This window comes from Jiangella aurantiaca, from assembly GCF_004349105.1.
Taxonomy (GTDB): Bacteria; Actinomycetota; Actinomycetes; order Jiangellales; family Jiangellaceae; genus Jiangella; species Jiangella aurantiaca.
In genome coordinates this window covers 40,834-65,346 of record NZ_SMLB01000011.1, presented here as the reverse complement: position 1 = coordinate 65,346, position 24,513 = coordinate 40,834, and the positions used below count along the sequence as shown (strand labels likewise).

Below are 24,513 nucleotides of genomic sequence, written 5' to 3'. Positions count from 1 at the left end.
TTACAGGCGCGCCCGCAGGGCGTCGCTCATGCGGAGCAGTTCGGTACGAACCGCCTCGTCCTGGACCTGCGAGGCTACTGCGTCGTAGCGGTCCAGCGACCGCTCGGCCTGCGCGGTCTGGCCGTCGCCGGCCAGCCGCGAGGCCATGGACAGGTGCTGCAGCAGCAGCCGCTCCTGCTGCCGGTTGATCGAGTCCCGGTCGTAGAGGTCCGAGACGAGCCGCGTCGCCGACTCGAACGTGAACTCCTGGATCCTGACGTTCCGGAAGAACACGTCGTCGCCGTTGCCGTGGTTCTGGATGCCGACGAAGCTCGGCTGGTTCATCCGGTTCGGGTCGGTGTCGGTGTAGTCGTTGATCAGGACACCGTTGAGGTAGACCCGGATCCGGTCCCCTTGCACCACGATCTCGTAGGAGTTCCACTCACCCGGCGGGTTCAGCGCGGCGTCACGAGCGGCCTGGTCGGCACCCTGGAACGCGTAGATCGCGCCCGTGGTGCGGTCCGCCGCGTCCGTGGCGTCGATCTGGATCTCGTGGCCCTGGTTGACGGCCAGCCAGGGGTCGGTCCCCGGGTTCGGGAACCCGACGAAGACGCCGGAGTTGTCGTCGCCCGGCATCATCCAGTCCAGCTTCAGCGAGTAGTCGGTGAACGCCTGGTCGTACCAGTAGAGCCCCAGACCGCCGTACGACACCAGCTCGCAGTCGGCGTGCAGGAACCCGCCCGGACCGGCCATCCGCCACGCCGCCAGGCTGTCCGCCGTCCCGTCGAACAGACTCTGGTAGCCCGCACCCGGGTCCGTCGGGTCGCACTGGACGGCCGGGTCGTCACCGAACCGGAAGTGCTCGAACGTCGCCGGCTGGCCGATGCCGTTGTACGCGGCGAGCCCGGCGCGCGGCGACGGCAGGCCCGACGCCGGACGCGGCCGGCCGAACTGCGTCCACTCCTCGCCGTCGGCGGACCAGTATGCCGTCAGCGTCGCGCCGTTGCTGACGACCTTGACGAACGCGTTTTCGTTGATGCCCGCAGGCAGCGGCCCGGAGCGGTCCAGCGCGGCGTCGAACACCGCCTGCCCGCCCTGGTTGAGGCCGAACTCGAACCGCCAGCCCTCACCGGGGATGTTGATGAGGACGGCCTTGGCGAAGTTCTGGTCGCTGGAGTGGACGATCAGCCCGGCCTGCTCGTAGTCGCCGCCCGCCGGCAGGGCCAGCTGGGTGGTCGCCTCGAATCCGGCGGCCGGGTCGGCGATCGGCTGCAGGACGACGTTGGCGGCGGACGTGTTGCCGCCGAACATGTCGCCCTCGATCGCATCGATTTGTAGGTGCCCCTCTTCCACCACAAGTCGGGCCGGGTTCGGCCGCAGGATCGTCGTCCAGCGGCAGCGGTCCAGCGCGGTGCCGTCGAACTCGTCGTTCGGATCGACCTCCGCGTCCGGGTCCGGGCAGGCGCCCGGGTCGCTGCTGAACGTGAACGCGTCGATGTCCATGAGGCCGCCGCCACTGCCCTGGAACACCAGGTACAGCGGGCCGGTCCCGGTCCCCGGGTCGGTCAGCGGGACGGGGTCGAGGTCGACGTAGTTGTCCGGGCTGCCGGTGTGCGGCACCTGCACGGTGGCCGCGAGCGGCCCGTCGGGGGCACCCGTGCGCACCTCGACGGTGCCGCCGGGGCCGCCGGCCGACACCCGCATCTGCACCGACTTCGCGCCCGCGAGGTCGTACGGCTCGAACGCGATCCAGTCGCCGGGCTCGATGTAGCCGACCCGGGCGCCGCCCTCCGCTCCACCGTGGCTGACCACCTGGATGCCGTTCTGCGCCGTGAAGTGCTCGGCCTGGCGGTGCCGCGGCTGCAGCACGAGCTCGGCGGTGCCGGTGACGGGGACGGTGTCCGGCGTCGGCGGCGTGTCGGTGTACTCGGCCAGTAGCAACCCGAACATGTTGTCGTCGGTGCCGTGCGAGCCGTCGGTGCCGGTCGAGATGGTGCCGGAGCACCCGGTCACGCTCTCGCCGCCGTGGGTGTGCTGGTCGTGGCCCAGCGCGAACGTCACCTCGACGTCGGCGCAGTCGACCGGTTGCCCGTCCGGGTCGGTGACAGTGACCTCGAACGCGACGTCCTGCCCGAAGGTGAACAGGCCGCCGTTGGGCGGCGACTCGAACTCGACGACCGGCGCGGTGTTGCCGACCACGATGTGCGCGGTGGCCACGCCTTCGTTGCCGGTCTGGTCGGTGACCGTCAGGGTCGCGGTGTACTCGCCGTTGGCGGTGTACGTGAACGACGCGTCCGGCTCGGTGGCGTCGACCGTCCCGTCGCTCTCGAAGTCCCACGCGTAGCTGAGGACGTCGCCCGGGTCGGGGTCGTCGGAGCCCGCCGAGGAGAACTGGACGGTCAGCGGCGCCGGCCCGGACGTCGGCGTCGCGGTGGCGACGGCGGACGGCGAGCGGGTGCCGGCGACGTAGTCGATGCGGTAGAGCGCGGAGTTCTCGTCGCCGTTGAAGAACCCGGTGCCGTAGTCGAGGACGTACAGCGAGCCCTCGGGGCCGAACTCCAGGTCCATCAGCTGGGTGTTCTGCATGAAGCTCGAGAAGGAGCCGATGTGCAGTGGCGTGCCGTCGGACGCGACGGACATGTTCTTGATCCACCGCCGGCCGAACTCGTAGGCGAAGAACTGCCCGTCGTAGTACTCGGGGAACTTCGTGTCGGACTCCAGCGCGGGGTCGTACCGGTAGACCGGGCCGGCCATCGGCGACTCGCTGCCGCTGCCGAGCTCGGGCACCGAGCCGCCGTCGTACGGCAGCCAGGCCGGCTGCGCCGGCGGCACCGTCGGTAACCCGGTGTTCAGCGCGGAGTCGTTCACCGGCCCGTTGGCGCAGTCGAACTTCTCACCCACCGGGTCGTTGGTGCCGGTGTTCGGGTCCGGCTGGCCGGTGTTCGGGTCGATGCCGTAGTACGAGGTGAACTCGCGGTCGGCGTACGTCTCCGCCGGCGTGTTCCGGCCGGTGCAGTACGGCCAGCCGAAGTTGCCCGGCTCGGTGATCCGGTTGAACTCGACCTGGCCGCCGGGGCCGTACTGGTTCGGGCCGCCGGAGTCCGGGCCGTAGTCGCCCACCCACACATCGCCGGTCTTCTGGTCGACGCTGATGCGGAAGGGGTTGCGGAAGCCCATCGCGTAGATCTCCGGCCGGGTGCCGTCCGCGCCGGGAGCGAACAGGTTGCCCTCCGGGACGGTATAGCCGCCGTCCTCCTGAACGGTGATCCTCAGGATCTTCCCGCGCAGGTCGTTGGTGTTGCCCGACGTGCGGCGGGCGTCGAACTGCGGCGCGCGGGTCGGACGGTCGTCGATCGGCGCGTACCCGTTGGACTCGAACGGGTCGGTGTCGTCGCCCGTGGACAGGTAGAGGTTGCCGTCGGCGTCGAAGTCGATCTCGCCCCCGTGGTGGCAGCAGTTGCCGCGGTCCTGCGGCACCTGCAGGATCACCTGCTCCGACGCCAGGTCCAGCACGCCGTCGGCGAACTTGAAGCGCGACAGATTGTTATGGCCCTCGTAGGCCTCCCAGACCGACGGGTCCAGGCTGGAGTGGACGACCTCGCCGGGCGGCGTGTTCAGCGGCGGCGAGTAGTAGAGGTACACCCAGCCGTTGGTCGCGAAGTCCGGGTCCAGGGCGATGCCCTGCATGCCGTCCTCGCGGAAGTCGTACACCGGCACGTCGGCCGCCAGTGTCGTCTGGCCGGCCGCCGCGGTGTAGAAGACCCGGCCGTCGCGCGAGGTGTGCAGCGCGCTGCCGTCGGGCAGCACGGCGACGCCCATCGGCTCGCCCATCTCCTCGGGGCCGCGGGCCAGCGTGACCTGGTCGAAGTTCTCGGTGACGGTGGCGCCGCAGTCGGCGTCGGCCGCTCCGGCGGCGGTCTCGATGCCGCCGGCGAGGTGTTCGCGGAACTCGGGCTCGGCGTAGGACGCCTGGGTGTGCCCGCCGCCGGTGTACCAGGACCGGCCGCCCTCGTAGTCGTGGCACCAGGCGATGGGGTGGTCCGCACCCATGACGTCGCCGGTGTAGCTGTCGGCGTCCAGCGACGCCAGCACGTGCACGTCGCCGCGCGGGTTGGCGCGGTAGTCGTACCACTCGTCGGTGCGCGCCCACCGGTCCGGCAGGTGCTGTGTGGACGGGTGGACGCGGTCCTCGACGACGACGGTGGCCGGCTGGATCTGCGGGTGCGACTGGAAGTACGCGCCGACCAGCCCGCCGTACCAGGCCCAGTCGTACTCGGTGTCGGCGGCCGCGTGCACGCCGGCGTACCCGCCGCCGTCCGCGATGTAGGCCTCGAAGGCCGCCTGCTGCTCGTCGTTCAGGACGTCGCCGGTGGTGGACAGCCAGACGACGACGTCGTACTGCGCGAGGTTCTCGGGGGTGAAGGTGGCCGCGTCCTCCGTCGCGGTGACCTCCCAGCCGCGTTCGGCGCCGAGCTCCTGGATGGTGGCGATGCCGGTCGGGATGGAGTCGTGCCGGAAGCCGGCGGTCTTGCTGAACACGAGAACGTGGACGCCCTCGTGCATGGGTTCGATGAGGGGGTCAGCTGCGGCTGTCGTCGCGGTGGCGCCGAGCGGCAGCAGCAGCGCTCCCGCCGCGGCGGTGGCCACGGATCTGAACAGCGGTCGTCGGGATCTCGAATGGTGTGGCACCAGTGCCTCCTGCTCGAACATGACGTGCGCCCCTTGAACCCCGTCCACTCTCGGCCCGAGTGTGATGCTGGGTGGGTGCCGGGCGGCGGTGACGATGACCACCGCCGCCCGGCACGTCTCAGCGAGGTGTCACAGCTGAGCCCGCAGCGCGTCGGCGTACGCCAGCAGCCAGCCGCGCGCGGTCTCGTCCGTCACCCCCTCCGCGACCGCGGCGAACCGGTCCAGCTGCTCGGCGGCGCCGGCCGTCACGCCCTGCCCGGCCAGCCGCTCGGCGTTGGCCAGGTAGGTCGACAGCTGGACGCCCTGGTTCCGGTTGACCGTCCGGTCGTCCCGGTACTGCTGTACCAGCGCCTTCGCGCCGTCGTACGTGGCGACGACCTCGAACGAGACCGACACCTCCGTGACGTTGCCGGCCTGGTCGGTCGCCGCCGCCACGAGCTCGTGCGCGCCGACCGCCGGCGTGAGGGTGGCCGGGTTGGTCACCGCCGCACCGTCGAGGGTCACCGCGACCGCGGCCACGCCGGACCCGGCGTCGGTAGCTGTCGCGGCCGCCTCCAGCGCCGTCGCCAGGTCGTAGGTGGCGCCGTCGGTGACGCCGCCGACCGTGACCTCCGGAGCGGTCGCGTCGAGCCGGACCGTCGCCGCCACCGGCTCGGACGTGTTCCCGGCCGGGTCGGTGCCACGGAACCGCAGCTCGTGGACGCCGTCCGCGGTCACGTTGACCGGGCCGGTGTACGAGGCCCACTCGCCGCCGCCGACGGAGACCTCGATGGCGACGTCGCCGCCGCTGTCGTCGGTCGCCGACGCCGACACCGTCACCGGGCTGACGTACCAGCCGTTGTCGCCGTTCGGAGCGGCCGGGTCGGCGGCCACCTCCACCACTGGCGGTGCGCTGTCCTGCAGCACCCGGAAGTAGTCGAACGCCACCGTGACCGGCTGGGTCTGATCCGGGCCGATCGCCATGAGGCCGAACGAGGTGAGCTCGGCGTCGTTGGTGACCGGTTCGCCCAGCGGCGTCCAGGTGACCCCGCCGTCGCTGATCTCCGCCGTGTAGGTGTCACCGCTCTTCGTCAGCCGGAGGTAGAACCAGCCGCTCTCACTGGTCTCCGGAATGTCGATGTTGCGGTTGCCGCCGTTGCCGAACTGGGCGCCCTTCTCCGAGACGAGCTCGGCGTGCAGGTCCTTCGCCGCGCCCGGAGCGTTCTGCGCGACGACGTCGAACTTCACGTAGTTGTCGTCGTCGCCGTACACCACGAACCCGGCCAGCTGCCACTGGTGCAGCATCGTCGGCGTCAGGCGCGTCTCGATCGTCCAGTCGCCCTCCGGGACCTCCTGCAGGATGAAGTTGCGCGGATCCTCATTGGCCGAGCCGTTGATGTCGCCCGGCTGGGTCTGGATGCTCAGCCGGCCGTCGGCCATCGACACCTTCGACGAGTCGTAGCGCACCACCGCGTTCCACCGGCAGCCGTCTATCGCGCTGCCGTCGAACTCGTCGGAGGGCTCCCGCTCGCCGTCGTCCTCGACGTCCGGCGTGATGGTGAAGTGGTCGAACACGGCGTTCACGGCGTGCGCCGCGGTGTCGCCGGCCGCCATCAGGCCGATCGTCGAGTCCTCGATCACCTGCGCCGCGCCGGACAGCGCCGTCCACGTCGTGCCGTCGGCCGAGTAGGCCGCCGTCACCTGCGTGCCGTTGCTGGCCAGCCGCAGGTGCGCCGTCGCCGGGAAGTCCGCCGGCAGCGTGACGCTGGCGTGCCAGGTCCGGGTGCCGCCGGCCTCGGTCTGGAACTCGAGGAGCCGGCCGCCGGAGCTGTTGCGGGTGAAGGCCAGCTTGACGTAGTCGTCGTCGCTGCCGTGCATCAGCAGGCCGGCGTGCTGCCACTCGCGGGTGTGTGCCAGCGAGACCTCGGTCTCGACGGTCCACGCTCCGGCGCGGGTGGGCTGGCCGACGTAGCTGATCGGGCCGGTGGACGCCTCGTTGATGTCGCCGTTGGTGACCGGCAGCACCAGGCCGCCGTCGGCGACACTCACCGGGAGGCCGTCGGCGCTGCGCACCGTCGTCCACCGGCGGTCGTTCAGCTCCGACCCGTCGAACTGGTCGGTCCCGGTGATCAGGCAGACCGGCGGCTCCTCCGGCTCGGGGTCCGGGCCGGGCAGCCCGTCCTCGAGCACGAAGTCGGTGAACACCGCCGTGCTGCGCGCCGTGCTGCTGTGCGCGGTGACGGCCAGGCCGATGTCCTGGACGTCGGCCGCACCGGGCAGCGTCACGGGATCGCCCACCTGGGTGAACGTCTCGCCGTCCCGGCTCCAGTACGACGTGTACTGGTCGCCGTCGCGGACGATTCGGACCCACGCCGGGTAGCCGTGCGTGCCCGCACCGGTGCTGGCGTCGAGCTGGCCGTTGCCGTCGCTGTCGCGCAGCCACTCGAAGCTGTTCCCCGCACGCATCGCCATGGCCGCGTAGCCCGGCGAGACGCCCGGCTGCGTGACGTCGTTGCGGACGATCAGACCGGCCTTGGCGGAGTTGTTCGAGTTGGTCTGGCTGACCACCTTGGCCGTCGCCGTCCACTGGTCACCGGTGGCCCCGGCCGCACCCGGCAGGTACACGGCGCTGTACTGGTCCGTCCCCTGCCACATGTTGGCGCCGCCGGTCTCGATCACCCAGGTGTTGGTGTCCGGACGGTCGAACGTCCCGTTCGCATTGGCGTGCGAGAACGTCTGCCAGTCGCCGAACAGGTCGCCGACCTCCACCTGGACGATCCGCGACGTCGTGCTGACGCCGAGGTCATTGGTGGCGACGGCGGTCAGCCGGTAGCGCTGCTCCTCGGTCACCGTCCACGTGACCGCGTACGGAGCCTCGGTGTCGACGCCGATGGACTGGTCGCCGGCGAAGAACTCGACCTGGGTGATCGTGTTCTCCGCGTCGCTGGCCTGCGCCGTCACCTGGATCTCGCCCGGCTCCAGCTCGTCGGCCGGCGTCGGCGCGGTGATGGCGACCTTCGGCTTCGTCGTGGTCGCCGCACCCTTGCCGTCGGCCTCGACGAAGTTCAGCCGCCGCTCGCCGGCACCCGGGAACACCGCGTAGAGCGTGAAGCTCTCGCCCGGGTCGTCCACGTCGACCACCACGTCGGCGTACGCGCCGGCTCCCGTCGCCGGCACCTGGCCGGTGCCGAGCAGCGGGCCGTCGGGTGCGTCGCGGCGCAGCTCGATCGGGCCGCCGGCCACCGACGACGCCCGCAGGACGAGCGCGTCGACGTTCAGGAGGTTGACCGGGTCGAACGACGCCCAGGCGCCGTTCTGGCCGGCGATCGCGGTGCCGTGCCCCTCGATGTCACGCGACGAGCCGGTGGTGATCCCCTCGGCGTCGTCGTAGAACTCGGCCTCGCGCTGCCGCGGGAACAGCAGCGACGTGTCCTCGCCGGTCAGCGGCGGGATGCCGCCGCCGGCGCCGCCGTCGGTGTAGCGGGCGTTGAGGATGTAGAAGACATTCATGTCCTCGCTGTGCCCGCCGCCGAGCGCCGTCTCCAGCGAGCCGGTCCGCCCACTGAGCGGTTCGGCCGGGTGCGGGTGGTCGTCGTGGCCGAGGGCCGGCTGGATGACGACGTCCTCGTCGGCGATCTCGGTGTCCTCGACGTCGGTGACCTCGACGTTCCACTCGACGGTGTCGCCGAAGTCGAAGAACGCGCCGTCCGGCGGCAGGTCGAAGTCCACCTCCGGGCGGGTGTTGCCGACGGTGATCGGCACGGTGGTCGTGCCGGTCTTGCCGTGCGGGTCGGTCACCGTGAGGCGGGCGTTGTAGACGCCGTTCTCGGTGTAGGTGAACGACGCCTCGGGCTCGGTGGAGTCGACGGTGCCGTCGTCGGTGAAGTCCCACGCGTAGGTGAGCGCCTCGTTCTCCGGATCGCTGCTGCCAGAGCCGTCCAGCTGGACGGTCAGCGGTGCGTGGCCGGAGTCGGGCGTCGCCGTCGCGTGCGCCACCGGCGAGCGCGAGCCGGACACGTAGTCGACGCGGTACAGCCCGGAGTTCGGGTTGTCGCGGCCGAAGCCGCCGCCCCAGTCGAGCACGTACAGCGAGCCGTCGGGACCGAACGTGGAGTCGATCGGCGCCATCCACTGCTCACCGGGCAGGAACGGGTTGATCTTCTCCAAAGCACCCGACTGCTCGTTGAGGTCGATGGAGTACATCTTGTTCTTGGACCACTCGTAGAAGAACGGCTTGCCGTCGTAGTACTCCGGGAACTTCGTGTCCGACTCCAGCGCCGGGTCGAAGTCGTAGAACGGGCCGCCCATCGGCGCCAGCCCGCCGCCGGCCGGGATGACCGCCGGGACCGACGAGGTCTGATAGCCGTACCACATCGCCGGCTGCTGAGCCGGCGGCAGCTGCGTCAGGCCAGTGTTGCGGACGGAGTCGTTGACCGGGTTGGCGCAGTCGAAGTAGTCGCCGACCGTCACCGGGTTGGTGCGGTAGTCGACGTCGCGGTACGGCTCGTTCGGGCCGATGCACAGCGGCCAGCCGTAGAAGCCGGGCTCCTTGATGAGGTTCCACTCGACCATGCCGGCCGGGCCGCGGTTCGCGTTCGCCTGGCTGTTGTCCGGGGCGTAGTCGGCGACGCCGAGCGCGCCGGTCTCCGGGTCGATGGAGAACCGGAACGGGTTGCGGAAGCCCATCGCGTAGATCTCCGGGCGGGTGCCCTCGGTCCCCGGCGGGAACATGTTGCCCTCGGGGATCGTGTAGCCGCCGTCCGGCTGCGGGGTGATGCGCAGCACCTTGCCGCGCAGGTCGTTGGTGTTCGCCGACGTCGCACGGGCGTCGTGGAAGGTGCCGTCGCGTTCGGACAGCGGTGCGTAGCCGCCCGACGGCTCGGAGTGCGGGTTCACGTCGTCGCCGACGCCGAGGTACAAGTTGCCGTTCGCGTCGAACTCCAGGCCGCCGCCGGTGTGGCCGGGCTCGTCCGGGAGCCGGCGGGCCGGCACCTCGAGGATGACCTCCTCCGACGCGGGGTCGATCTGCGAGTTCGGGCCGACGGTGAACCGCGACAGCGTGCTGATGAAGTTCGCCGGGTCGGAGTCGTTGGCGCTGGCCTTCGAGTGGTAGACGTACAGGTGCCCGTTCTGCTCGAAGTCCGGGTGCAGTGCGATGCCCAGCAGGCCGTCCTCGCCACCGGAGTAGACCGGGATGGTGATGGCGGTCGACGTGGTCTGGGTGGCCGGGTCATAGACGCGGATCTCCCCGCGGACCAGCTCGGTGAAGAAGACGCGGCCGTCCGGTGCGACGTCCATCGCGAACGGCGCGCTGGTGTTCTGGTCCAGCGGCACCCGCTCGAACTGCTCCCACACCGTGCCGCCGCAGTCGCCCTCGGCGACGCCGGCGGCCCACTGCACACCGCCGACGATGTGCTGGACGAAGTCCGCCTCCTGCGTGTAGTGGGCACCGAAGTGGCCCATCGCCGTCACCCAGGCGCGGCCGCCGTCGTACGGCTTGCACCACGAGATCGGGTGGTCGTAGCCCATGGCGTTGCTGCCCGGGTTGTACGTCGTCTCGTCCATGGTCGCCAGCACGTGCGCCGTGCCGCGGACGTTGGTCGAGAAGTTGTACCACTCGTCCGCGCGCTGCCATCGCTGCGGCAGGTGCGTCGTCGACGGGTGGGTCTGGTCCTCGACTCGGACCGTGCCGGGCAGGCCCGGGCTGGTGCCGGTGGCCGCGTGGCCGGGCATCAGGGACCCGATGAGGGTGTCCCACCAGGCGTAGTTGCCGCGCATGTCCGCGGCGTTGTGGATGGCGACGATGCCGCCGCCGGCCTGCTGGTAGCGCTCCATGGCGGCCTTCTCCTCGGCCGTCCACGGGTCGCCGGACGCCTGGAACATGACCAGCGCGTCGAAGTGGGCGAGGTCCTCGTCGTTGAATATCGAGGAGTCCTCGGTGTGCTCGGAGGTGATGCCGGCGGCCTCGAACGCCGCCTGCAGCACGGGCACACCCTGCGTGATCGCCTCGGTGTGCCGGAACTGGGTGGTCTTGGTGAAGATGAGGACGTGTGCCGCCTCGCCGTGCTCACCTTCGTGAGCCGACGACGGTAACGCGGTGAGTAGTGGTATCGCTAACAACGCGGCGAGCGGCACGGCCAGGAGCCGGGCCCATCGCTGGCGTAGAGCCACGAACATCAGGGGTTCCTCCAGGGAAAGAGCGACGATGCTTCTCGAAACCCCGCGGCGTGCCGGCGCCGGCGGTCGTACGTGTGTGGTTGGTTCAGGCGTGCTGCGGTACCACTCCCCTCAGGAAGGACAGGCCGTCGACGGCGATCGCGTCCTGGCTCGCGGCCAGCGGCCGCCAGATGGAGGCCGCCGTGGCGATCGTCGCGTTGTCGGCGGTGAAGGACTCGATGACCAGCGGGCCGGTGTAGCCCGCCGCATCCAGCGCGGCGACGATGCCGGGCCAGTCGAGGTGGTCCGCACCCGGCGCGCCGCGGTCGTTGGCGCACACCTGGACGTGTGCGATGCGGCCGGCCGCCCGCCCGATCGCGCCGGTGATGGACTGCTCTTCGATGTTCATGTGGTAGACGTCCAACGCGAGGCCGATGCCGTCGGCCGGCAGCCCCTCGAGCGCCTCGAGCGCCTGGTCGACTGTGTTGATCAGGCTGGTCTCGTACCGATTCAGGGGTTCGACGGCTACGGTGACGCCGGCGGCCCGGGCATGCTCGACCACCGGGCCGAGGCCGTCGCGCAGCTCGGCGTACCGGGCGGCGCGCTCGGCCGGGGTCATCCGCCAGGTCCGCCCGACCGACGCGTACGCCGGCCCGGCGATGGCCGGCGCGCCCACCGTCGCGGCGACGTCGACGACGTGCCGCAGGTAGTCACGGGTGCGGGCGACGGTGTCCGGGTCCGTCTCGACCAGCTCGCGGCCGTCGCCCATCACCAGGGCGACCGCCGCCGACAGGCCGTGGTCGCCGAGGACCTTCGCCGCCCGCGCGGGGTCCCAGTCACCGGGGTTCTCGACCGGCAGCTCGACGACATCGAACCCCCAGCCGCTGATCCGCGGCGCCAGCTCGGCCAGTGCGGCGTCGGTGAGCGGCGACGTCCACACCCAGGTGTTGACCCCGAAGCGTCGGGTCATCGATCGGAGCTCCTCTCCCCGCCGTGCCCGCCGACCGTGGGCTGCGGCTCCACGGTCGGCGGGTGGCGGTGTCAGGCCGGACGATGTGTCAGCGGTCCTGCCACGCCGACGGGAAGCCGGGCAGGTCCTCGCCGCCGAACTTCGCGTAGTGCAGGCTGGGCATGTCGGCGTTGCGGTCGAGGAAGTCGTCGCGGTCCTCCTCGGTGATCGGGTCCTGCGGGAGCACCCACTCCGAGGGCACCTGCTCGCCGGCCCAGATCATCGTCGCGGCGAGGATCGGCGTGCGCCACTGGAAGTTCGAGTAGACCGGCGCGATCGCCGTCATGCCGGTCTCCTGCCACTTGCGCAGGAAGCTCAGCTCGTCCTCGCCGACCATGACCGGGTAGTCGTTGCCGGTGTCCTCGAACGCCTCGACGGCCGCGACGGCGCCGTCACCGGCGTCCATCCAGATGCCGTCCACCTCGCCACGCTGCAGGTACTGCGTGACGATGTTCTTGATCTCCGCGCCGTCGCCGCCGGTGAACTCGTCACCGAGCACCTCCAGCTCGCTGTCGGCGAAGATCTCCTGCGCCGCCGCCCACCGGTTCTCCAGCACGTCCACACCCGGCAGGATGCGCAGCGCCAGCACCGTCGAGCCCGGCTCCAGGTTCTCGGCCAGGAACTCCGCGCCGTCGGCGCCGTAGGCGTAGCCGCCGATCGGGTGGATGAACGTCACCATGCAGTCGGTGTTGACGCCGCGGTCGAACACGATGACCGGCACGCCGCTCGCGCAGGCCGCCTCGACCGCGGGGGTGAGGGTGGCCGTCGTCGACGGCGAGATGATGATCGCGTTGCAGTCGCCGGCGTCGATGAACGCCTGGATGTCGGAGATCTGCTTGTTGTCGTCGTCGGCGGCGTCGGATACTCGAAATTCACCGATCTCGCCGGCCGCTTGCAGCACCTCGACCTGCTGCTGCATGGTGATCCAGCCGGTGACCCGCCACGGGTTGCTGACCGAGGCGTTGGAGAAGCAGAGCGTGTTGCCGTCCTGCGCGTACTGCGCGGTGTCGACGTACTCCGGCTCGATCGCCTGCAGCCACGGGGTGGCCGGATCGCCTTCCGGCTCGACGTCGCGCTGGGCCAGCTGACGGTCGAAGTCGGCACGGACGAAGAACTCGCCGTCGGCCGTCTCCTCGTCCTCGCCCTCGGCGCCCGGCTGCTCGCTGGCGGCCGCCGTCTCGTCGGGCGCCGCCGTGTCGGACGGCTCGTCGGTCGTGCAGGCCGCTAGCAGCAGCGCTGCGGCCGCCGACGCCGCCAGTAGAGCGCGCGTTGTGCGCATCGTTCCCCCTCCTTGGGTGACGATCACAGTGACATTGCCGCCTCGGCTGAGAAGCGTGCCTCGGCGGAGTCAGGCTTCGTTCGGTTGCGGTTGGGACGGGACTTCCTGGTGGTGACGGGGACGCGCCCTCTCACGGGCCGCATAGGCGACGGCCGCGATGATGATCACGCCTTGCACCGCCGGCCGGATGGTCGACGGCATGCTGAGCTGGTTGAACAGGACGAACAGGGCCTCGAGGGTGAGCGCGCCGGCCATCGCCGCGACGACTGAGCCGCGGCCGCCGCCGAGCACGACACCACCCAGCACCACCGCTGTGATCGCGGTGAACTCCAGACCCTGGCCCACCTGGGCCGTGACACCGGCGTAGCCGCCGATGAGAATCGCGGCGAGCGTCGCCAGCACACTGGAGACGACGAACGCCAGCGTGCGCACCCGCCAGACCCGGACGCCGGAGAATCCCGCGGCGCGCTCGTTGTCGCCGGTGGCGACCAACGTGCGGCCGTACGAGCTGCGCATGACCGCCACGGCGACGATGACGACCCCGACGAGGATCATCAGCGCCCATGGCAGTTGCCGCACGACCGCCATGTCGATGCCGCCGCGCCCGGGCTGGCGGAACGCCTCGGACAGGGCGCCGGTGGGAGCGCCGCCGGTCCACAACCGGATCGCGCCGTAGAGCACCAGCATCATGCCGAGCGTCGTGATGAACGACTGCACCTTGAGCAGCGTCGTGATCAGCCCGTTGACCAGGCCGACGAGGATGCCGAAACCGACCATCAGCAGGATGACGGGGACCGTGCGGCCCTCCTCGCCGTCGATGAGCGCAGCGGCGATGACCACCTGAGCGCCCACCAGCGACCCGACCGACAGGTCGAACTCGCCGGACACGATGACGAAGTACTGGCCGATGGCCAGGATCATCAGCGGCGCGGCCTGCTTGAGAAACGCCATCAGCGATGGCGGCTCGGCGAAGCTCGGGTTCACGATGAAGATGGCCGCGAACACGACGATCAGCAGGGCGAACACGGTGGCGCTGCCGCCGCCGAAGACCCGGGAGAGCAGGTCGCCGGCGCGGGAGCCGGCGCTGCGCTGCGGCGTGGGCCGCGGAGCCGTGACGGTCATCGCGCACCTCCGGTTCCGTCGAGGTGTCGGGCCGGACGATGGCCCTGCTGATCTGCGGGTCCGCTGTCAGCTGCGACCGACGGCTCGCGGGAGCCTCCGGCCCCCGGTCGCCGGTCGGTGTCGTCCGGCCCTCCGGGGCGGTCGAGCTCGGGTGCCGGCTGGTCGGGTCTGGGCTCGGGTGGCGCGGAGCCGCCGCTGCCGCCGTCACCCCCGAACCTGATGCGGCTGGCCTTCCGGTCGATCTGCCGGCGGGCGTAGATGGCGACGGCGGCGACGATGATGGTGCCGCGCAGCACGTCCTTGAAGAACGGGTCGACCGCGAGGATGTTGAAGACGGTGTCCAGCACGGCCAGGATCAGCACGCCGGCGATCGTCCCGCCGATGCCGCCGCGGCCGCCCATCAGCAGCGTCCCGCCGAGCACCACGGCCGCGATCGACTCCAGGTCGTAGCCGGAGTTGTAGACCAGCGCGCTGCCGGTGCCGAACCGGGCGGCGATGAGCAGGCCCGCGATGCCTGCGGCGATCGAGCAGAGCACATGCGCGGTGACCAGCACCCGGCCGGTGCGGACGCCGGACAGCCGCGCGACGTCCGCGCTGCCGCCGACGGCGAACATGTGGTAGCCGGTGCGGGTCTTGCGCAGGAACAGGATGCCAGCGACCGCGACGGCCAGCATGACCAGCGTCGACACCGGCACCGGGCCGATGCGGCTGAAGCCGAACTGCTGGAACGAGCTCGGCACCTCACCGGCCGGGCCCTGGTACTCGGTGTCGAGGTAGCCCTTGATGATGAGGCCGACGCCGAGGGTCGCGATGAACGGGTTGACCTTCAGCACCGTCACGATGAGGCCGTTGCACAGGCCGATCGCGCCGGCCACGAGCAGCACGGCACCGATCGCCAGCGGCACCCGGGCGGGGTCGCCGTTCATCGTCGTCGCGGCGATCAGGCTGCTCAGCGCCATGACGTAGCCGACGGACAGGTCCAGCGACCGGCACAGGATCACCAGCGTCTGCCCGATCGCGACGAACCCGAGCAGGCTGGACCGGCTCAGGATGTCACGGGTGTTGGCGATGCTGAACAGGTTCTGGTCGTCCAGCGCCACGAGAACGGCGCCGATGACGGTGACCCCGACCAGCGCCAGCCACACCAGCTCGGTGGCGCCCAGCCGGCGGCGGGTGGTCCGGCCGGTGCCGGCGACGGCGACTGCCCGGCTCATGGCTGCGCCCCTTCGGCGTCGTGGCCCGTGGCAAGAGCCATCACGGTCTCCTCGCCAATGTCCCCAGGGCCGCCGGTCAATTCACCCGCGATGCGGCCGTCCCGGAGGACGACGATGCGGTCGGCCATCCCGAGCACCTCGGGCAGCTCGGACGAGATCATCAGGATCGCCACGCCCTGCGCGGACAGCTCGCGCATCAGCGTGTAGACCCGCTCCTTCGCGCCGACGTCGATGCCGCGGGTGGGCTCGTCGAGCACGATCACCTTCGGTTCGGTGGCCAGCCACTTGGCCAGCACGACCTTCTGCTGGTTGCCGCCGGACAGGAACCGCACCTCCTGGCTGCTGCCTTGCGAGACCAGTTCCAGCGACGACAGGATGCCGGGGATCTTGCGGGCCCGCTGCGACGCGCGGCGCGGCAGGACGGCGTCGAGCACCAGCCGGGCGTTCGCGCCGATCGTCTGGTTGAGCACCAGGCCCTCACCCTTGCGGTCCTCGGTGACCAGCGCCAGACCCGCCCGCACCGCCTGCCGCGGCGTCCGCGCGGTGAGCGGGCGGCCGTCCAGGTTGACCGTTCCGCGGGTGAACCGGTCGACGCCGAACAGGGCGTGCGCGATCTCGGTGCGCCCGCTGCCCTGCAGCCCGGCCAGCGCGACGATCTCGCCGCCGCGGACCCGCAGGTCGATGCCGTCGAGCTGCTCGTTGCCGCCGCCCTGGATCTCCAGGCGGACGTCACCGGGCTCGGTGCCGGGCAGTTTGTCGGGGAAGAAGCTGGAGATCGGCCGGCCGACCATCCTGCGCACCAGCTCGTCGGAGGTGATGTCCGCGGTCGGGACGGTGCCGACCAGCGTGCCGTCCTTGAGGATGGTGACCCGATCGGAGAGGTCGAAGATCTCCTTGAGCCGGTGCGAGACGTAGAGGATGGCGACACCGCGCTCCTTCAGCTTCGCGACGAGGCGGTAGAGCAACTCAACCTCCTCGTCGGCCAGCGCGGCGGTGGGCTCGTCCATCGAGATGATCCGCGCGTCGTAGGACAGCGCCTTGACGATCTCGACGATCTGCTGGCCGGCCACCGACAGCGAGCTGACCCGGGTCTCCGGCCGCAGCCAGGTCAGACCGAGGTCGTCCAGCAACGCGGCGGTGTCGGCGTTCATCCGGCCGGCATCGACCAGCCGGTTGCGGCGCGGCTCACGGCCGAGGAACACGTTCTCGGCGACCGTCCGCTCCGGCAGCAGGTTGAACTCCTGGAAGACGGTCGACACGCCGGCCTGCTGGGCCTGCAGGGGGTGCTCGAACCTGACCTGGGTGCCGTCGAGCTCGACGGTGCCGCCGTCGGCCTGGTAGACGCCGGCGAGGATCTTCATCAGCGTCGACTTGCCGGCGCCGTTCTCGCCGATCAGTGCATGCACCTCGCCCGCGCGCAGGTCGAGGTCGACGCCGTGCAGGACCTGGACGCCGAGGAACGACTTCTCGATGCCGCTCATCCGCAGCAGCGTCGTGGCGGGGCCCGCTAGCGCGGCGCCCGCGGGGCTCGGCTCGGCGGTCATTCCGGCACCTCCACCCATTCGCGCTCGCGGGCCGACGTCATGACGGCCTCGGCCAGCCGGGCCGCGCGCAGGCCGTCGTCGAACGTAGGCAGGCCGTCGGGGACATCGCCGCCGATGGCCTCCTGCGTGTCCGCGACGAACGCGTCGAAGCAGTCCTGGTAGCCCTGCGGGTGTCCGGCCGGGACCCGCGCGTACCGGGCGGCCGGCGAGCTGAGCGTCTCAGGGTCGCGAACCAGCTGGCTGCTGCGCTCGCGGCCGCCCCACCACAGCTGCTCCGGATTCTCCTGGTCGAAGGCGAGCGAGCCGCGGGAGCCGGACACCTCCAGCAGCAGCCGGTTCTTGCGCCCGGCCGACACCTGACTGACGACGACCGAGCCGATCGCGCCGCTCCCCGTGGCGAACTGGACGATCACGACGTCCTCGGTGGTGACGTCGCGCAGCGTCTCGACCCCGCGTAGCTTGTTCACCGTCGACGACTGCGCCGAGAGCCGGGCGATCCGCTCCCCCGTCACGAACTCCATCAGGTCGCACCAGTGCGAGCCGATATCGCCGAAGGCGCGGGTCGGGCCGCCGAGGTGCGGGTCGACCCGCCAGTTGTCGTCGGTCGGGTGGAGGAGCCAGTCCTGCAGGTAGCTGCCGTGGGCAACGAAGATGGTGCCGACCTCGCCGGCGCGGACCCGCTCGCGGGCCTCACGGACCATCGGGTGGAAGCGGTAGACGAACGGGACCGCGGCCACCCGGCCGGCCTCCCGCGCGGCGGCCGTCATCGCCTCTGCGGCGGGGGTGGACGTCGCCAGCGGCTTCTCGCACACGACGTGCTTGCCGGCGGCGAGCGCGGCGAGCACGACGGGCTCATGCAGGTGGTTGGGGGTGCACACGTGCACGATGTCGACATCGTCACGGTCGAGCAGCTGGTCGAGGTTCGCGTAGACCGCATCGGCCTGCAGCTCGCCCTGCGCCGCCGCGGCGCGCTCCGGGCTGGAGCCCACGGCTCCGACCACCCGGCCGCCGGCCACCTGGACGGCTCGCGCGTGCACACGACCCATGAAGCCGGTCCCGACGATCGCCGCCCGGTATCCCGCCGCGGAAACGGGTTCTTCGCTGCCGGCCTCGCGGTCTGTGATCGGAGTCACTGCCATGGCAGAGGAACTTAGAGGCACTTTTGCATGTACGTCAAGCAAAAGTTGCACGGCTGTTACCGCATCTGCGGATGTTGCACAGAAGGAAGTCTGGTGTGTTTCACTAGTGTCATGCTCGAAGGCGTAGGCGTTACGACGTCACGGCCGGCATACGTCCAGCCAGACGGCACGTCGATGTACTCGGCGGGGTCGCTGTTCCAGCTGCTGCGCGACGGCCGGCCGCGCACGCGCGCCGAGCTCGCGGCCGAGACCGGATTGGCCCGCTCGACGGTCACGCAGCGCGTCGACGCCCTGCTGGCGAGCAACCTCATCGGACCGGCCGACAAGGCCGCCTCCACCGGCGGCCGGCCGCCCACCCGGTTCGCGTTCAACCCCAACGCGCGGTACGTGCTGGCCGCCGACATCGGCGCCACGCACGCTCGGCTGGCCCTCACCGACCTCGCCGCCGAAGTGCTCGCGCAGTCCGCCGACGACCTGCTGGTAGCCGCCGGCCCCGAGATCGTCCTCGACTGGGTCGACCGCGTCGGTCACGACCTCATCCGCCAGGCCGGACGCGACCCCCGCGACCTGCTGGGTGTCGGCATCGGCCTGCCCGGCCCCGTCGAGCACTCCACTGGTCGCCCGGTCAGCCCGCCGATCATGCCCGGCTGGGACGGCTTCGACGTGCAGGGCTACTTGCAGGACCGGTTCGGCGCGGTCGCGCTGGTCGACAACGACGTGAACATCATGGCGCTGGGCGAGCACAATGTGGCGTGGAGCGACGCGCCGCACATGATGTTCGTCAAGGTCGCGACCGGTATCGGCAGCGGCCTGATCAGCGACGGCCGGCTGCACCGCGGCGCACAGGGCGCCGCCGGCGACATGGGGCACCTCCAGCTGCCGCACGGCACCGACGTCGTCTGCCGCTGCGGCAACACCGGCTGCCTCGAGGCCGTCGCCAGCGGCGCGGCCATCGCCGCCAAACTGGCCGCCCGCGGCATCGAGGCCTCCACCAGCTTCGACGTCGTTGCGCTCGCCCGCGGCGGCAACATCGAGGCGCTGCAGCTGCTGCGTCAGGCCGGCCGCGACATCGGCGAGGTGCTGGCGGCCGCGGTGAGCCTGTTCAACCCTTCGGTCATCGTCATCGGCGGGTCGCTCTCGCAGGCCGGCGAGCACCTCATCGCCGGCGTCCGCGAGATCGTCTACCGGCGGTCGCTGCCGCTGGCCACCCAGGATCTGCGGATCGTCCAGTCCAGCACCGGCGACCGCGCCGGCATCATCGGCGCGGCCGTCATGGTCATCGACCACGCGCTGGCACCCGCGCAGGTCGACCTGCTGATGTCTGCCGCGCCCGCGGCGATGAGCTGAGGGTCGCGCCGCCGGGCGTCAGTTCTCGGCCAGGAGCTGCTCGAACGGCGTCGGCACCGCGAACGGGTCGGCCGTCTGACGAGGCTCGCGGCCGGTCACCAGCTCGGCGAACTCGCGCGCGCCCCGCTCGATCCGCCGCGTCAGCCCCGTCGGCGCGCCGTCGCCGTCGCCGGCGTCCTCCGCACCCCAGTCGGACGTCGCCGCGTACACCGCTGTCGGCACGACGATCGCGTGGAGGTAGGTGAACAGCGGCCGCATCGCGTGCTCCAGCGCCAGCGAGTGCCGCTCCGTCCCGCCGGTCGCGCCGAGCAGCACGGACATCCCCTCGAGTGCGTCGGCGTCGACCACGTCGAAGAACGTCTTGAACAGGCCGCTGTAGGAGGCGGTGAAGATCGGCGACACCGCGATCAGCCCGTCGGCCGTCGTCACCGCCTTGATCGCCTGTTCCAGCGAGGCGCTCGGAAACCCGCTGAGCAGGTGGTTGGTGAGGTCGTGCGCGTGCTCGCGCAGTTCGACGACGCGCAGGTCGACGTCGACGTCGCGGGCGGCGAACTGGCGGCCGGCCGCGTCGGCGATCCGGTCGGCCAGCAGCCGCGTCGACGACGGCTGGCGCAGCCCCGCCGACACGACCGCGATGCGGCGCGAGGTCGTCATCGGGCGGCCTCCGCGTTCTCCGTCGCCGCCACGTTCTCGGCCGTCCGGCCGGTGACGTCGTCGTCGGCGTGCACGGTCGCGTCGCGCGCTCCGCCGGCCGCCGCGACCAGCGACGCGTGCGTCGGCGCATCGGGGATGTGCTCCGGCCGGCCGATCGCCATCTCGCGGCGCAGCACCGGCACGACCTCGGTGCCGAGGATCTCGATCTGCTCGAGGACGATGTCCAGCGGCAGGCCCGCGTGGTCCATGAGGAACAGCTGGCGCTGGTAGTGGCCGACGTGGTCGCGCATGGCCGCGTACCGGTCGATGACCTGCTGCGGGCTGCCGACCGTCAGCGGAGTCTGGTCCATGAACTCCTCCAACGAGGGGCCGTGACCATACACCGGCGCGACGTCGAAGTAGGGCCGGAACTCGCGGATCGCGTCCTGCGAGTTCGGCCGCATGAACACCTGCCCGCCGAGCCCGACGATGGCGGTGTCGGCCGGGCCGTGGCCGTAGTGCTCGAAGCGGCGGCGGTAGAGGCCGACCATCTGCTTCGTGTGCGACATCGGCCAGAAGATGTTGTTGTGGAAGAAGCCGTCGCCGTAGTAGGCGGCCTGCTCCGCGATCTCCGGACTGCGGATCGAGCCGTGCCACACGAAGGGCGGGACGCCGTCCAGCGGCCGCGGGGTCGACGTGAAGCCCTGCAGCGGGGTGCGCAACCGGCCCTGCCAGTCGACGACGTCCTCGCGCCACAGCCGGTGCAGCAGCGCGTAGTTCTCGACGGCCAGCGCGATGCCGTCGCGGATGTCCTTGCCGAACCACGGATAGACCGGGCCGGTGTTGCCGCGGCCCATCATCAGGTCGACCCGGCCGTCGGTGAGGTGCTGCAGCTTGGCGTAGTTCTCCGCGATGAGCACGGGGTCGGTGGTCGTGATCAGCGTCGTGGCGGTCGAGAGGATGATCCGCTCGGTCTGCGCGCCGATGTAGGCCAGCGTCGTCGTCGGCGCTGAGGCGATGAACGGCGGGTTGTGGTGCTCGCCGGTCGCGAAGACGTCGAGGCCGACGTCCTCGGCCTTCTTGGCGATCGCGACGGTCGCCTTGATCCGCTCGTGCTCGGTGGGCGTGCGCCCCGTGGTGGGATCGGTGGTCACGTCCCCCACCGTGAAGATCCCGAACTGCATCTCGCGTCACTCCCTCTCGCCGACTGTTGACGTGTCAACCAAACTATCCGCCACAACCGGCCGGTGTGTGCCCGTATTCCAGGGTCGCACGCCCCGGATCAGCCGTGCAGTCGTGTGCGAGCGTCCGCGTAGGCCTCGCGAACGCGGGCGCTGCCGCCGTCGCCGCTCGGCTCGACCGTCGCCTCGACCTCGAGCGGCCAAGCGGGCGGCGTGGCGGCGCCGGACAGCGCCCAGGCGGCCTGCCGGGCGGCGCCGAGCGCGACGTACTCCCCCGGCGCCGGCACGACGACGGGCGTGCCGAACACCTCGGGGGCGACGGTCCGGACGGCGGCGGACTTGGCCGCGCCGCCGATCAGCAGCACGCGGCGGACGGTGACGCCTTGCGCGGCCAGCGCGTCGACTCCGTCGGCGAGGCCGCAGAGCATGCCCTCGACGGCGGCCCGGGCGAGGTTCCGCCGGGTCATCGCGGCGCGGGTGAGGTTGACCAGCGAGCCGGTGGCGTCGGGCAGGTCGGGGGTGCGTTCGCCGTCGAGGTACGGCAACAGCACCAGGCCGCCGGCGCCGGACTCGGCCTCGAGGGCGAGCCGGTCCAGACCGGCGAGGTCGGTGCCGAGCAGCGACGCGGCGGCGGTGAGCACGCGGGCGGCGTTGAGCGTGGCGACCAGCGGCAGGTGCCGCCCGGTGGCGTCGGCGAACCCGGCGACGGTGCCGGTGGGGTCGGCGACCGGCGACTCCGAGACGGCGAACGCCGTGCCACTCGTGCCGAGCGAGACGACCACGTCGCCGGGCTCCAGCGTCAGGCCGAGTGCAGCGCCCATGTTGTCGCCGGTGCCGGGCGCGATGGCCGCACCTGACGCCGTCGACCCGGTCACCTCGGCCGGCGCGGCGACCCGCGGCACGCCGATGGTCCGGCCGAAGCCGAGTTCCAGCAGGTCGGGGCGGTACTCGTTCGTCGTGGCGGACCAGTAACCGGTGCCAGAGGCGTCGCCGCGGTCGGTGACCGCCTCGTCCGGCCGGCCGGCCAGCCGCCAGCTGAGGTAGTCGTGCGGCAGCATGACCCGCTCGACGCGGGCGGCGTTGTCCGGCTCGTGCCGGGCCAGCCACCGCAGCTTGGTGACGGTGAAGCTGGCGACCGGGACCAGTCCGACGGCCTCGGCCCACGCCGCAGGGCCGCCCAGCTCCGCCGTCAGGTCGCGGGCGGCGCCGGCCGAGCGCGTGTCGTTCCACAGCAGCGCCGGGCGCACCACCTCGCCGGCGTCGTCGAGCACGACCATGCCGTGCTGCTGCCCGCCGACGGCGACCGCCGCGGCCCGGTCCAGCAGCCCGTCGCCGGCCCGTTCGAGGGCGTCCCACCAGGCACGGGGGTCGACCTCGGTGCCGTCGGGATGGTCGGCCCGCCCGGTCTCGACGACGGCGCCGGAGTCGGCGTCGACGAGCACGACCTTGCAGGACTGGGTGGACGAATCGATGCCGGCGACGAGGGTCATGCCCGCATCATGCCCGGCCGGAGCCGGCCGGCGCGACGGCGGGCTCGTCTTTACTGCACAGGCGCGGTCGCCCGGCGGTAGGCCTCGGCGAGGGCGCCGTCGAACACCTCGACCGGCTGCGCGCCGGAGACGCCGTGCGTGCGGCCCATCACGAAGAACGGGACGCCGCTGGCGCCGAACTGGCGGGCCAGGTCGATCTCGGCCCGTACGTCGTCGGCGTAGTCGTCGCCGTCGAGCACCTTCTGCGCCTCGTCGGCCGGCACGCCCACCTCGGCGGCCAGCCGGACCACGTTCTCCGGCGTGCCCAGATGCACCGACTCGACGAGATGCGCGCGCATGAGCCGCTCGTGCAGCTGCGGCCCGACGCCGTGCTCACGGGCCAGGTGCGCCACCCGGTGTGCGTCGAACGTGTTCGCGACCCGCGCGGTCTCGAGGTGGTACTCCAGCCCCTCGGCGGCGGCGAGCGTGGTGACCCGCTCGTTCATCTGCACGACCTGCTCGGCGCTGACGCCGTACTTCGTTCGCAGGCTCTCCGACACCGGGCCGTCCGCGCCGGGCGGCGTGGACGGGTCGAGCTGGAAGCTGCGCCAAACGATTTCGACGTCGCCGGCGTGCTCGAACCGGCTCAGCGCGGTCTCCAGCCGCCGCTTGCCGATGTAGCACCACGGGCAGACGAAGTCCGACCACACCTCGACCAGCACTGTCGTGTTCTCCTCGTTCGGGGGTTGGTTGCGTCCGCGGCGTCTGCGCGGCTCAGAGGGCGCAGAAGCCGTCGGCGCACTCGCCGGCGTCGGCGTCGGCCGCGCCGTCGGCGGTGCCGAGCACGATCAGCCCGGCCGGGGCGCTCTCCGCAGGATCGGCCGGTGTCGTCGTGGTGTCTCGGGGGTCGCTCATGATGGTTGAAGCGTCAACCGGTCGCGTCGCATTCCCCACGCGGCGCGATGTGATGGACAATCCACCGTGCACACGGCAGAGCAGCGAGCAGAGATCCGCCGGCGGTTCGCCGCCGTCGGCACCTCGAACGTCGCCGACGTCCTCGACGACCTCGGCCGGCCCGACCAGGGCCTGGCGCCGTCACTGGCGGCGGTGTCGGGCGAGCGGCTGGCCGGGTGGGCGTACACCATCCGCGGTCAGATGCGCCCGTCCGAAGGCACGGGCGACGCCGCGAAGATGCAGGCCTGTCAGGGCATCGGCCCCGACGAGGTCGCCATCTGGGCCGGCGACGGTCACGGCGTCTGCTACTTCGGCGAGCTGATCGCGCTGGGGCTGCGCGAACGCGGCTGCGTCGGCGCCGTGGTCGACGGCGGGGTGCGCGACCTGCGCTGGCTGCGGCAGCACGGCTTCCCGGTGTTCGCCCGGTACCGGACGCCGGTGCAGTCGATCGGCCGGTGGGCGGTGACCGGCTGGCAGGAGCCGGTGTACCTCCGCGGGGCGACGGCGGCATGGGTGCGGGTGCACCCGGGCGACTTCGTCCTGGCCGACGAGGACGGCGGCGTGGTCGTCCCGGCCGCGCTGGTCGAGGACGTGCTGACGGCGGCCGAGCGGCTCACCGCCACGGAGGTGTCGATCCGGGCGGCGCTACTGGAGGGTCTCTCGCTGGCCGAGTGCCTGGCCCGCTTCGGCCACGTCTGACCCGCTGCCCTGTCCACAGGTCCGGCCAGTTCCGGACGTTGTCCACAATGTCCGATTCGTCCCCGTCGAGCTGCGCCACGATCCGCCAGGGTCGTACCATGACGATCCACGAAGGAGCGG

15 protein-coding genes are annotated in these 24,513 nt (G+C 71.5%); 2 read left to right on the top strand and 13 right to left on the bottom strand.

The window, feature by feature from the left end; genetic code table 11:
• The 8 genes from E1262_RS10800 to E1262_RS10765 all read right to left on the bottom strand — a co-directional run bounded on the left by E1262_RS10800 (position 1) and on the right by E1262_RS10765 (position 18,110).
• Positions 1-4,626 carry a ThuA domain-containing protein gene (locus tag E1262_RS10800; protein WP_203453753.1) on the bottom strand — a complete coding sequence of 1,542 codons (4,626 nt, stop codon included), beginning with the start codon at positions 4,624-4,626 and terminating at the stop codon, positions 1-3.
• 171 nt (positions 4,627-4,797) lie between these two features.
• Positions 4,798-10,824 (bottom strand): ThuA domain-containing protein, encoded by a 6,027-nt coding sequence (locus E1262_RS10795; RefSeq protein WP_132103141.1) that lies wholly within the window; start codon positions 10,822-10,824, stop codon positions 4,798-4,800.
• Positions 10,825-10,909: 85 nt separating this feature from the next.
• A complete protein-coding gene (locus E1262_RS10790; protein ID WP_132103140.1) occupies positions 10,910-11,773 on the bottom strand; it encodes a sugar phosphate isomerase/epimerase family protein in 864 nt (287 codons plus the stop codon).
• Between the two features lie 88 nt (positions 11,774-11,861).
• Positions 11,862-13,091 carry a substrate-binding domain-containing protein gene (locus E1262_RS10785; RefSeq protein ID WP_132103139.1) on the bottom strand — a complete coding sequence of 410 codons (1,230 nt, stop codon included), beginning with the start codon at positions 13,089-13,091 and terminating at the stop codon, positions 11,862-11,864.
• A gap of 69 nt (positions 13,092-13,160) precedes the next feature.
• Complete coding sequence (locus E1262_RS10780; RefSeq protein ID WP_132103138.1) at positions 13,161-14,213, bottom strand: ABC transporter permease; 1,053 nt, start codon at positions 14,211-14,213, stop codon at positions 13,161-13,163.
• Positions 14,210-15,427 carry an ABC transporter permease gene (locus tag E1262_RS10775; protein WP_132103137.1) on the bottom strand — a complete coding sequence of 406 codons (1,218 nt, stop codon included), beginning with the start codon at positions 15,425-15,427 and terminating at the stop codon, positions 14,210-14,212. The genes E1262_RS10780 and E1262_RS10775 overlap by 4 nt, the downstream gene beginning before the upstream one ends.
• Positions 15,424-16,971: a sugar ABC transporter ATP-binding protein gene (locus E1262_RS10770; RefSeq protein WP_132103136.1), complete on the bottom strand. Its 1,548-nt coding sequence runs from the start codon at positions 16,969-16,971 to the stop codon at positions 15,424-15,426. The genes E1262_RS10775 and E1262_RS10770 overlap by 4 nt, the downstream gene beginning before the upstream one ends.
• Positions 16,968-18,110 (bottom strand): Gfo/Idh/MocA family protein, encoded by a 1,143-nt coding sequence (locus tag E1262_RS10765; protein ID WP_132103135.1) that lies wholly within the window; start codon positions 18,108-18,110, stop codon positions 16,968-16,970. The genes E1262_RS10770 and E1262_RS10765 overlap by 4 nt, the downstream gene beginning before the upstream one ends.
• Positions 18,111-18,221: 111 nt before the next feature.
• Here E1262_RS10765 and E1262_RS10760 point away from each other — a divergent pair, with 111 nt between their 5' ends.
• Positions 18,222-19,457 carry an ROK family transcriptional regulator gene (locus E1262_RS10760; RefSeq protein ID WP_203453752.1) on the top strand — a complete coding sequence of 412 codons (1,236 nt, stop codon included), beginning with the start codon at positions 18,222-18,224 and terminating at the stop codon, positions 19,455-19,457.
• An 18-nt stretch (positions 19,458-19,475) separates the two neighbouring features.
• Here the strand turns inward: E1262_RS10760 and E1262_RS10755 are convergent, their stop codons facing one another.
• The 5 genes from E1262_RS10755 to E1262_RS30290 form a co-directional block, all read right to left on the bottom strand.
• Positions 19,476-20,111 (bottom strand): FMN reductase, encoded by a 636-nt coding sequence (locus E1262_RS10755; protein ID WP_132103134.1) that lies wholly within the window; start codon positions 20,109-20,111, stop codon positions 19,476-19,478.
• Positions 20,108-21,274, bottom strand: a complete 1,167-nt coding sequence (locus tag E1262_RS10750) for an LLM class flavin-dependent oxidoreductase (RefSeq protein WP_132103133.1) — start codon at positions 21,272-21,274, stop codon at positions 20,108-20,110. The genes E1262_RS10755 and E1262_RS10750 overlap by 4 nt, the downstream gene beginning before the upstream one ends.
• Positions 21,275-21,372: 98 nt before the next feature.
• The gene (xylB, locus tag E1262_RS10745; RefSeq protein WP_132103132.1) at positions 21,373-22,761 is read right to left on the bottom strand and encodes a xylulokinase; all 1,389 of its coding nucleotides are present in this window, start codon (positions 22,759-22,761) and stop codon (positions 21,373-21,375) included.
• 50 nt (positions 22,762-22,811) lie between these two features.
• Complete coding sequence (locus E1262_RS10740) at positions 22,812-23,462, bottom strand: DsbA family oxidoreductase (RefSeq protein WP_132103131.1); 651 nt, start codon at positions 23,460-23,462, stop codon at positions 22,812-22,814.
• 52 nt (positions 23,463-23,514) lie between these two features.
• Positions 23,515-23,655: a hypothetical protein gene (locus tag E1262_RS30290; RefSeq protein WP_162605860.1), complete on the bottom strand. Its 141-nt coding sequence runs from the start codon at positions 23,653-23,655 to the stop codon at positions 23,515-23,517.
• A 66-nt stretch (positions 23,656-23,721) separates the two neighbouring features.
• Between E1262_RS30290 and E1262_RS10735 the strand changes: the two genes are divergently transcribed.
• Positions 23,722-24,393, top strand: coding sequence for an RraA family protein (locus E1262_RS10735; RefSeq protein ID WP_132103130.1), 672 nt, complete (start codon positions 23,722-23,724; stop codon positions 24,391-24,393).
• Positions 24,394-24,513 lie beyond the last annotated feature (120 nt).

What these genes read in the sequence shown, in the direction of transcription:
- E1262_RS30290 (WP_162605860.1), bottom strand. Translation starts at nt 23,655, where the DNA reads ATGAGCGACCCCCGAGACACCACGACGACACCGGCCGATCCTGCGGAG.
- E1262_RS10790 (WP_132103140.1), bottom strand. Translation starts at nt 11,773, where the DNA reads ATGACCCGACGCTTCGGGGTCAACACCTGGGTGTGGACGTCGCCGCTC.
- E1262_RS10795 (WP_132103141.1), bottom strand. Translation starts at nt 10,824, where the DNA reads ATGTTCGTGGCTCTACGCCAGCGATGGGCCCGGCTCCTGGCCGTGCCG.
- E1262_RS10760 (WP_203453752.1), top strand. Translation starts at nt 18,222, where the DNA reads ATGCTCGAAGGCGTAGGCGTTACGACGTCACGGCCGGCATACGTCCAG.
- E1262_RS10775 (WP_132103137.1), bottom strand. Translation starts at nt 15,427, where the DNA reads ATGAGCCGGGCAGTCGCCGTCGCCGGCACCGGCCGGACCACCCGCCGC.
- E1262_RS10770 (WP_132103136.1), bottom strand. Translation starts at nt 16,971, where the DNA reads ATGACCGCCGAGCCGAGCCCCGCGGGCGCCGCGCTAGCGGGCCCCGCC.
- xylB (WP_132103132.1), bottom strand. Translation starts at nt 22,761, where the DNA reads ATGACCCTCGTCGCCGGCATCGATTCGTCCACCCAGTCCTGCAAGGTC.
- E1262_RS10785 (WP_132103139.1), bottom strand. Translation starts at nt 13,091, where the DNA reads ATGCGCACAACGCGCGCTCTACTGGCGGCGTCGGCGGCCGCAGCGCTG.
- E1262_RS10765 (WP_132103135.1), bottom strand. Translation starts at nt 18,110, where the DNA reads ATGGCAGTGACTCCGATCACAGACCGCGAGGCCGGCAGCGAAGAACCC.
- E1262_RS10750 (WP_132103133.1), bottom strand. Translation starts at nt 21,274, where the DNA reads ATGCAGTTCGGGATCTTCACGGTGGGGGACGTGACCACCGATCCCACC.
- E1262_RS10780 (WP_132103138.1), bottom strand. Translation starts at nt 14,213, where the DNA reads ATGACCGTCACGGCTCCGCGGCCCACGCCGCAGCGCAGCGCCGGCTCC.
- E1262_RS10755 (WP_132103134.1), bottom strand. Translation starts at nt 20,111, where the DNA reads ATGACGACCTCGCGCCGCATCGCGGTCGTGTCGGCGGGGCTGCGCCAG.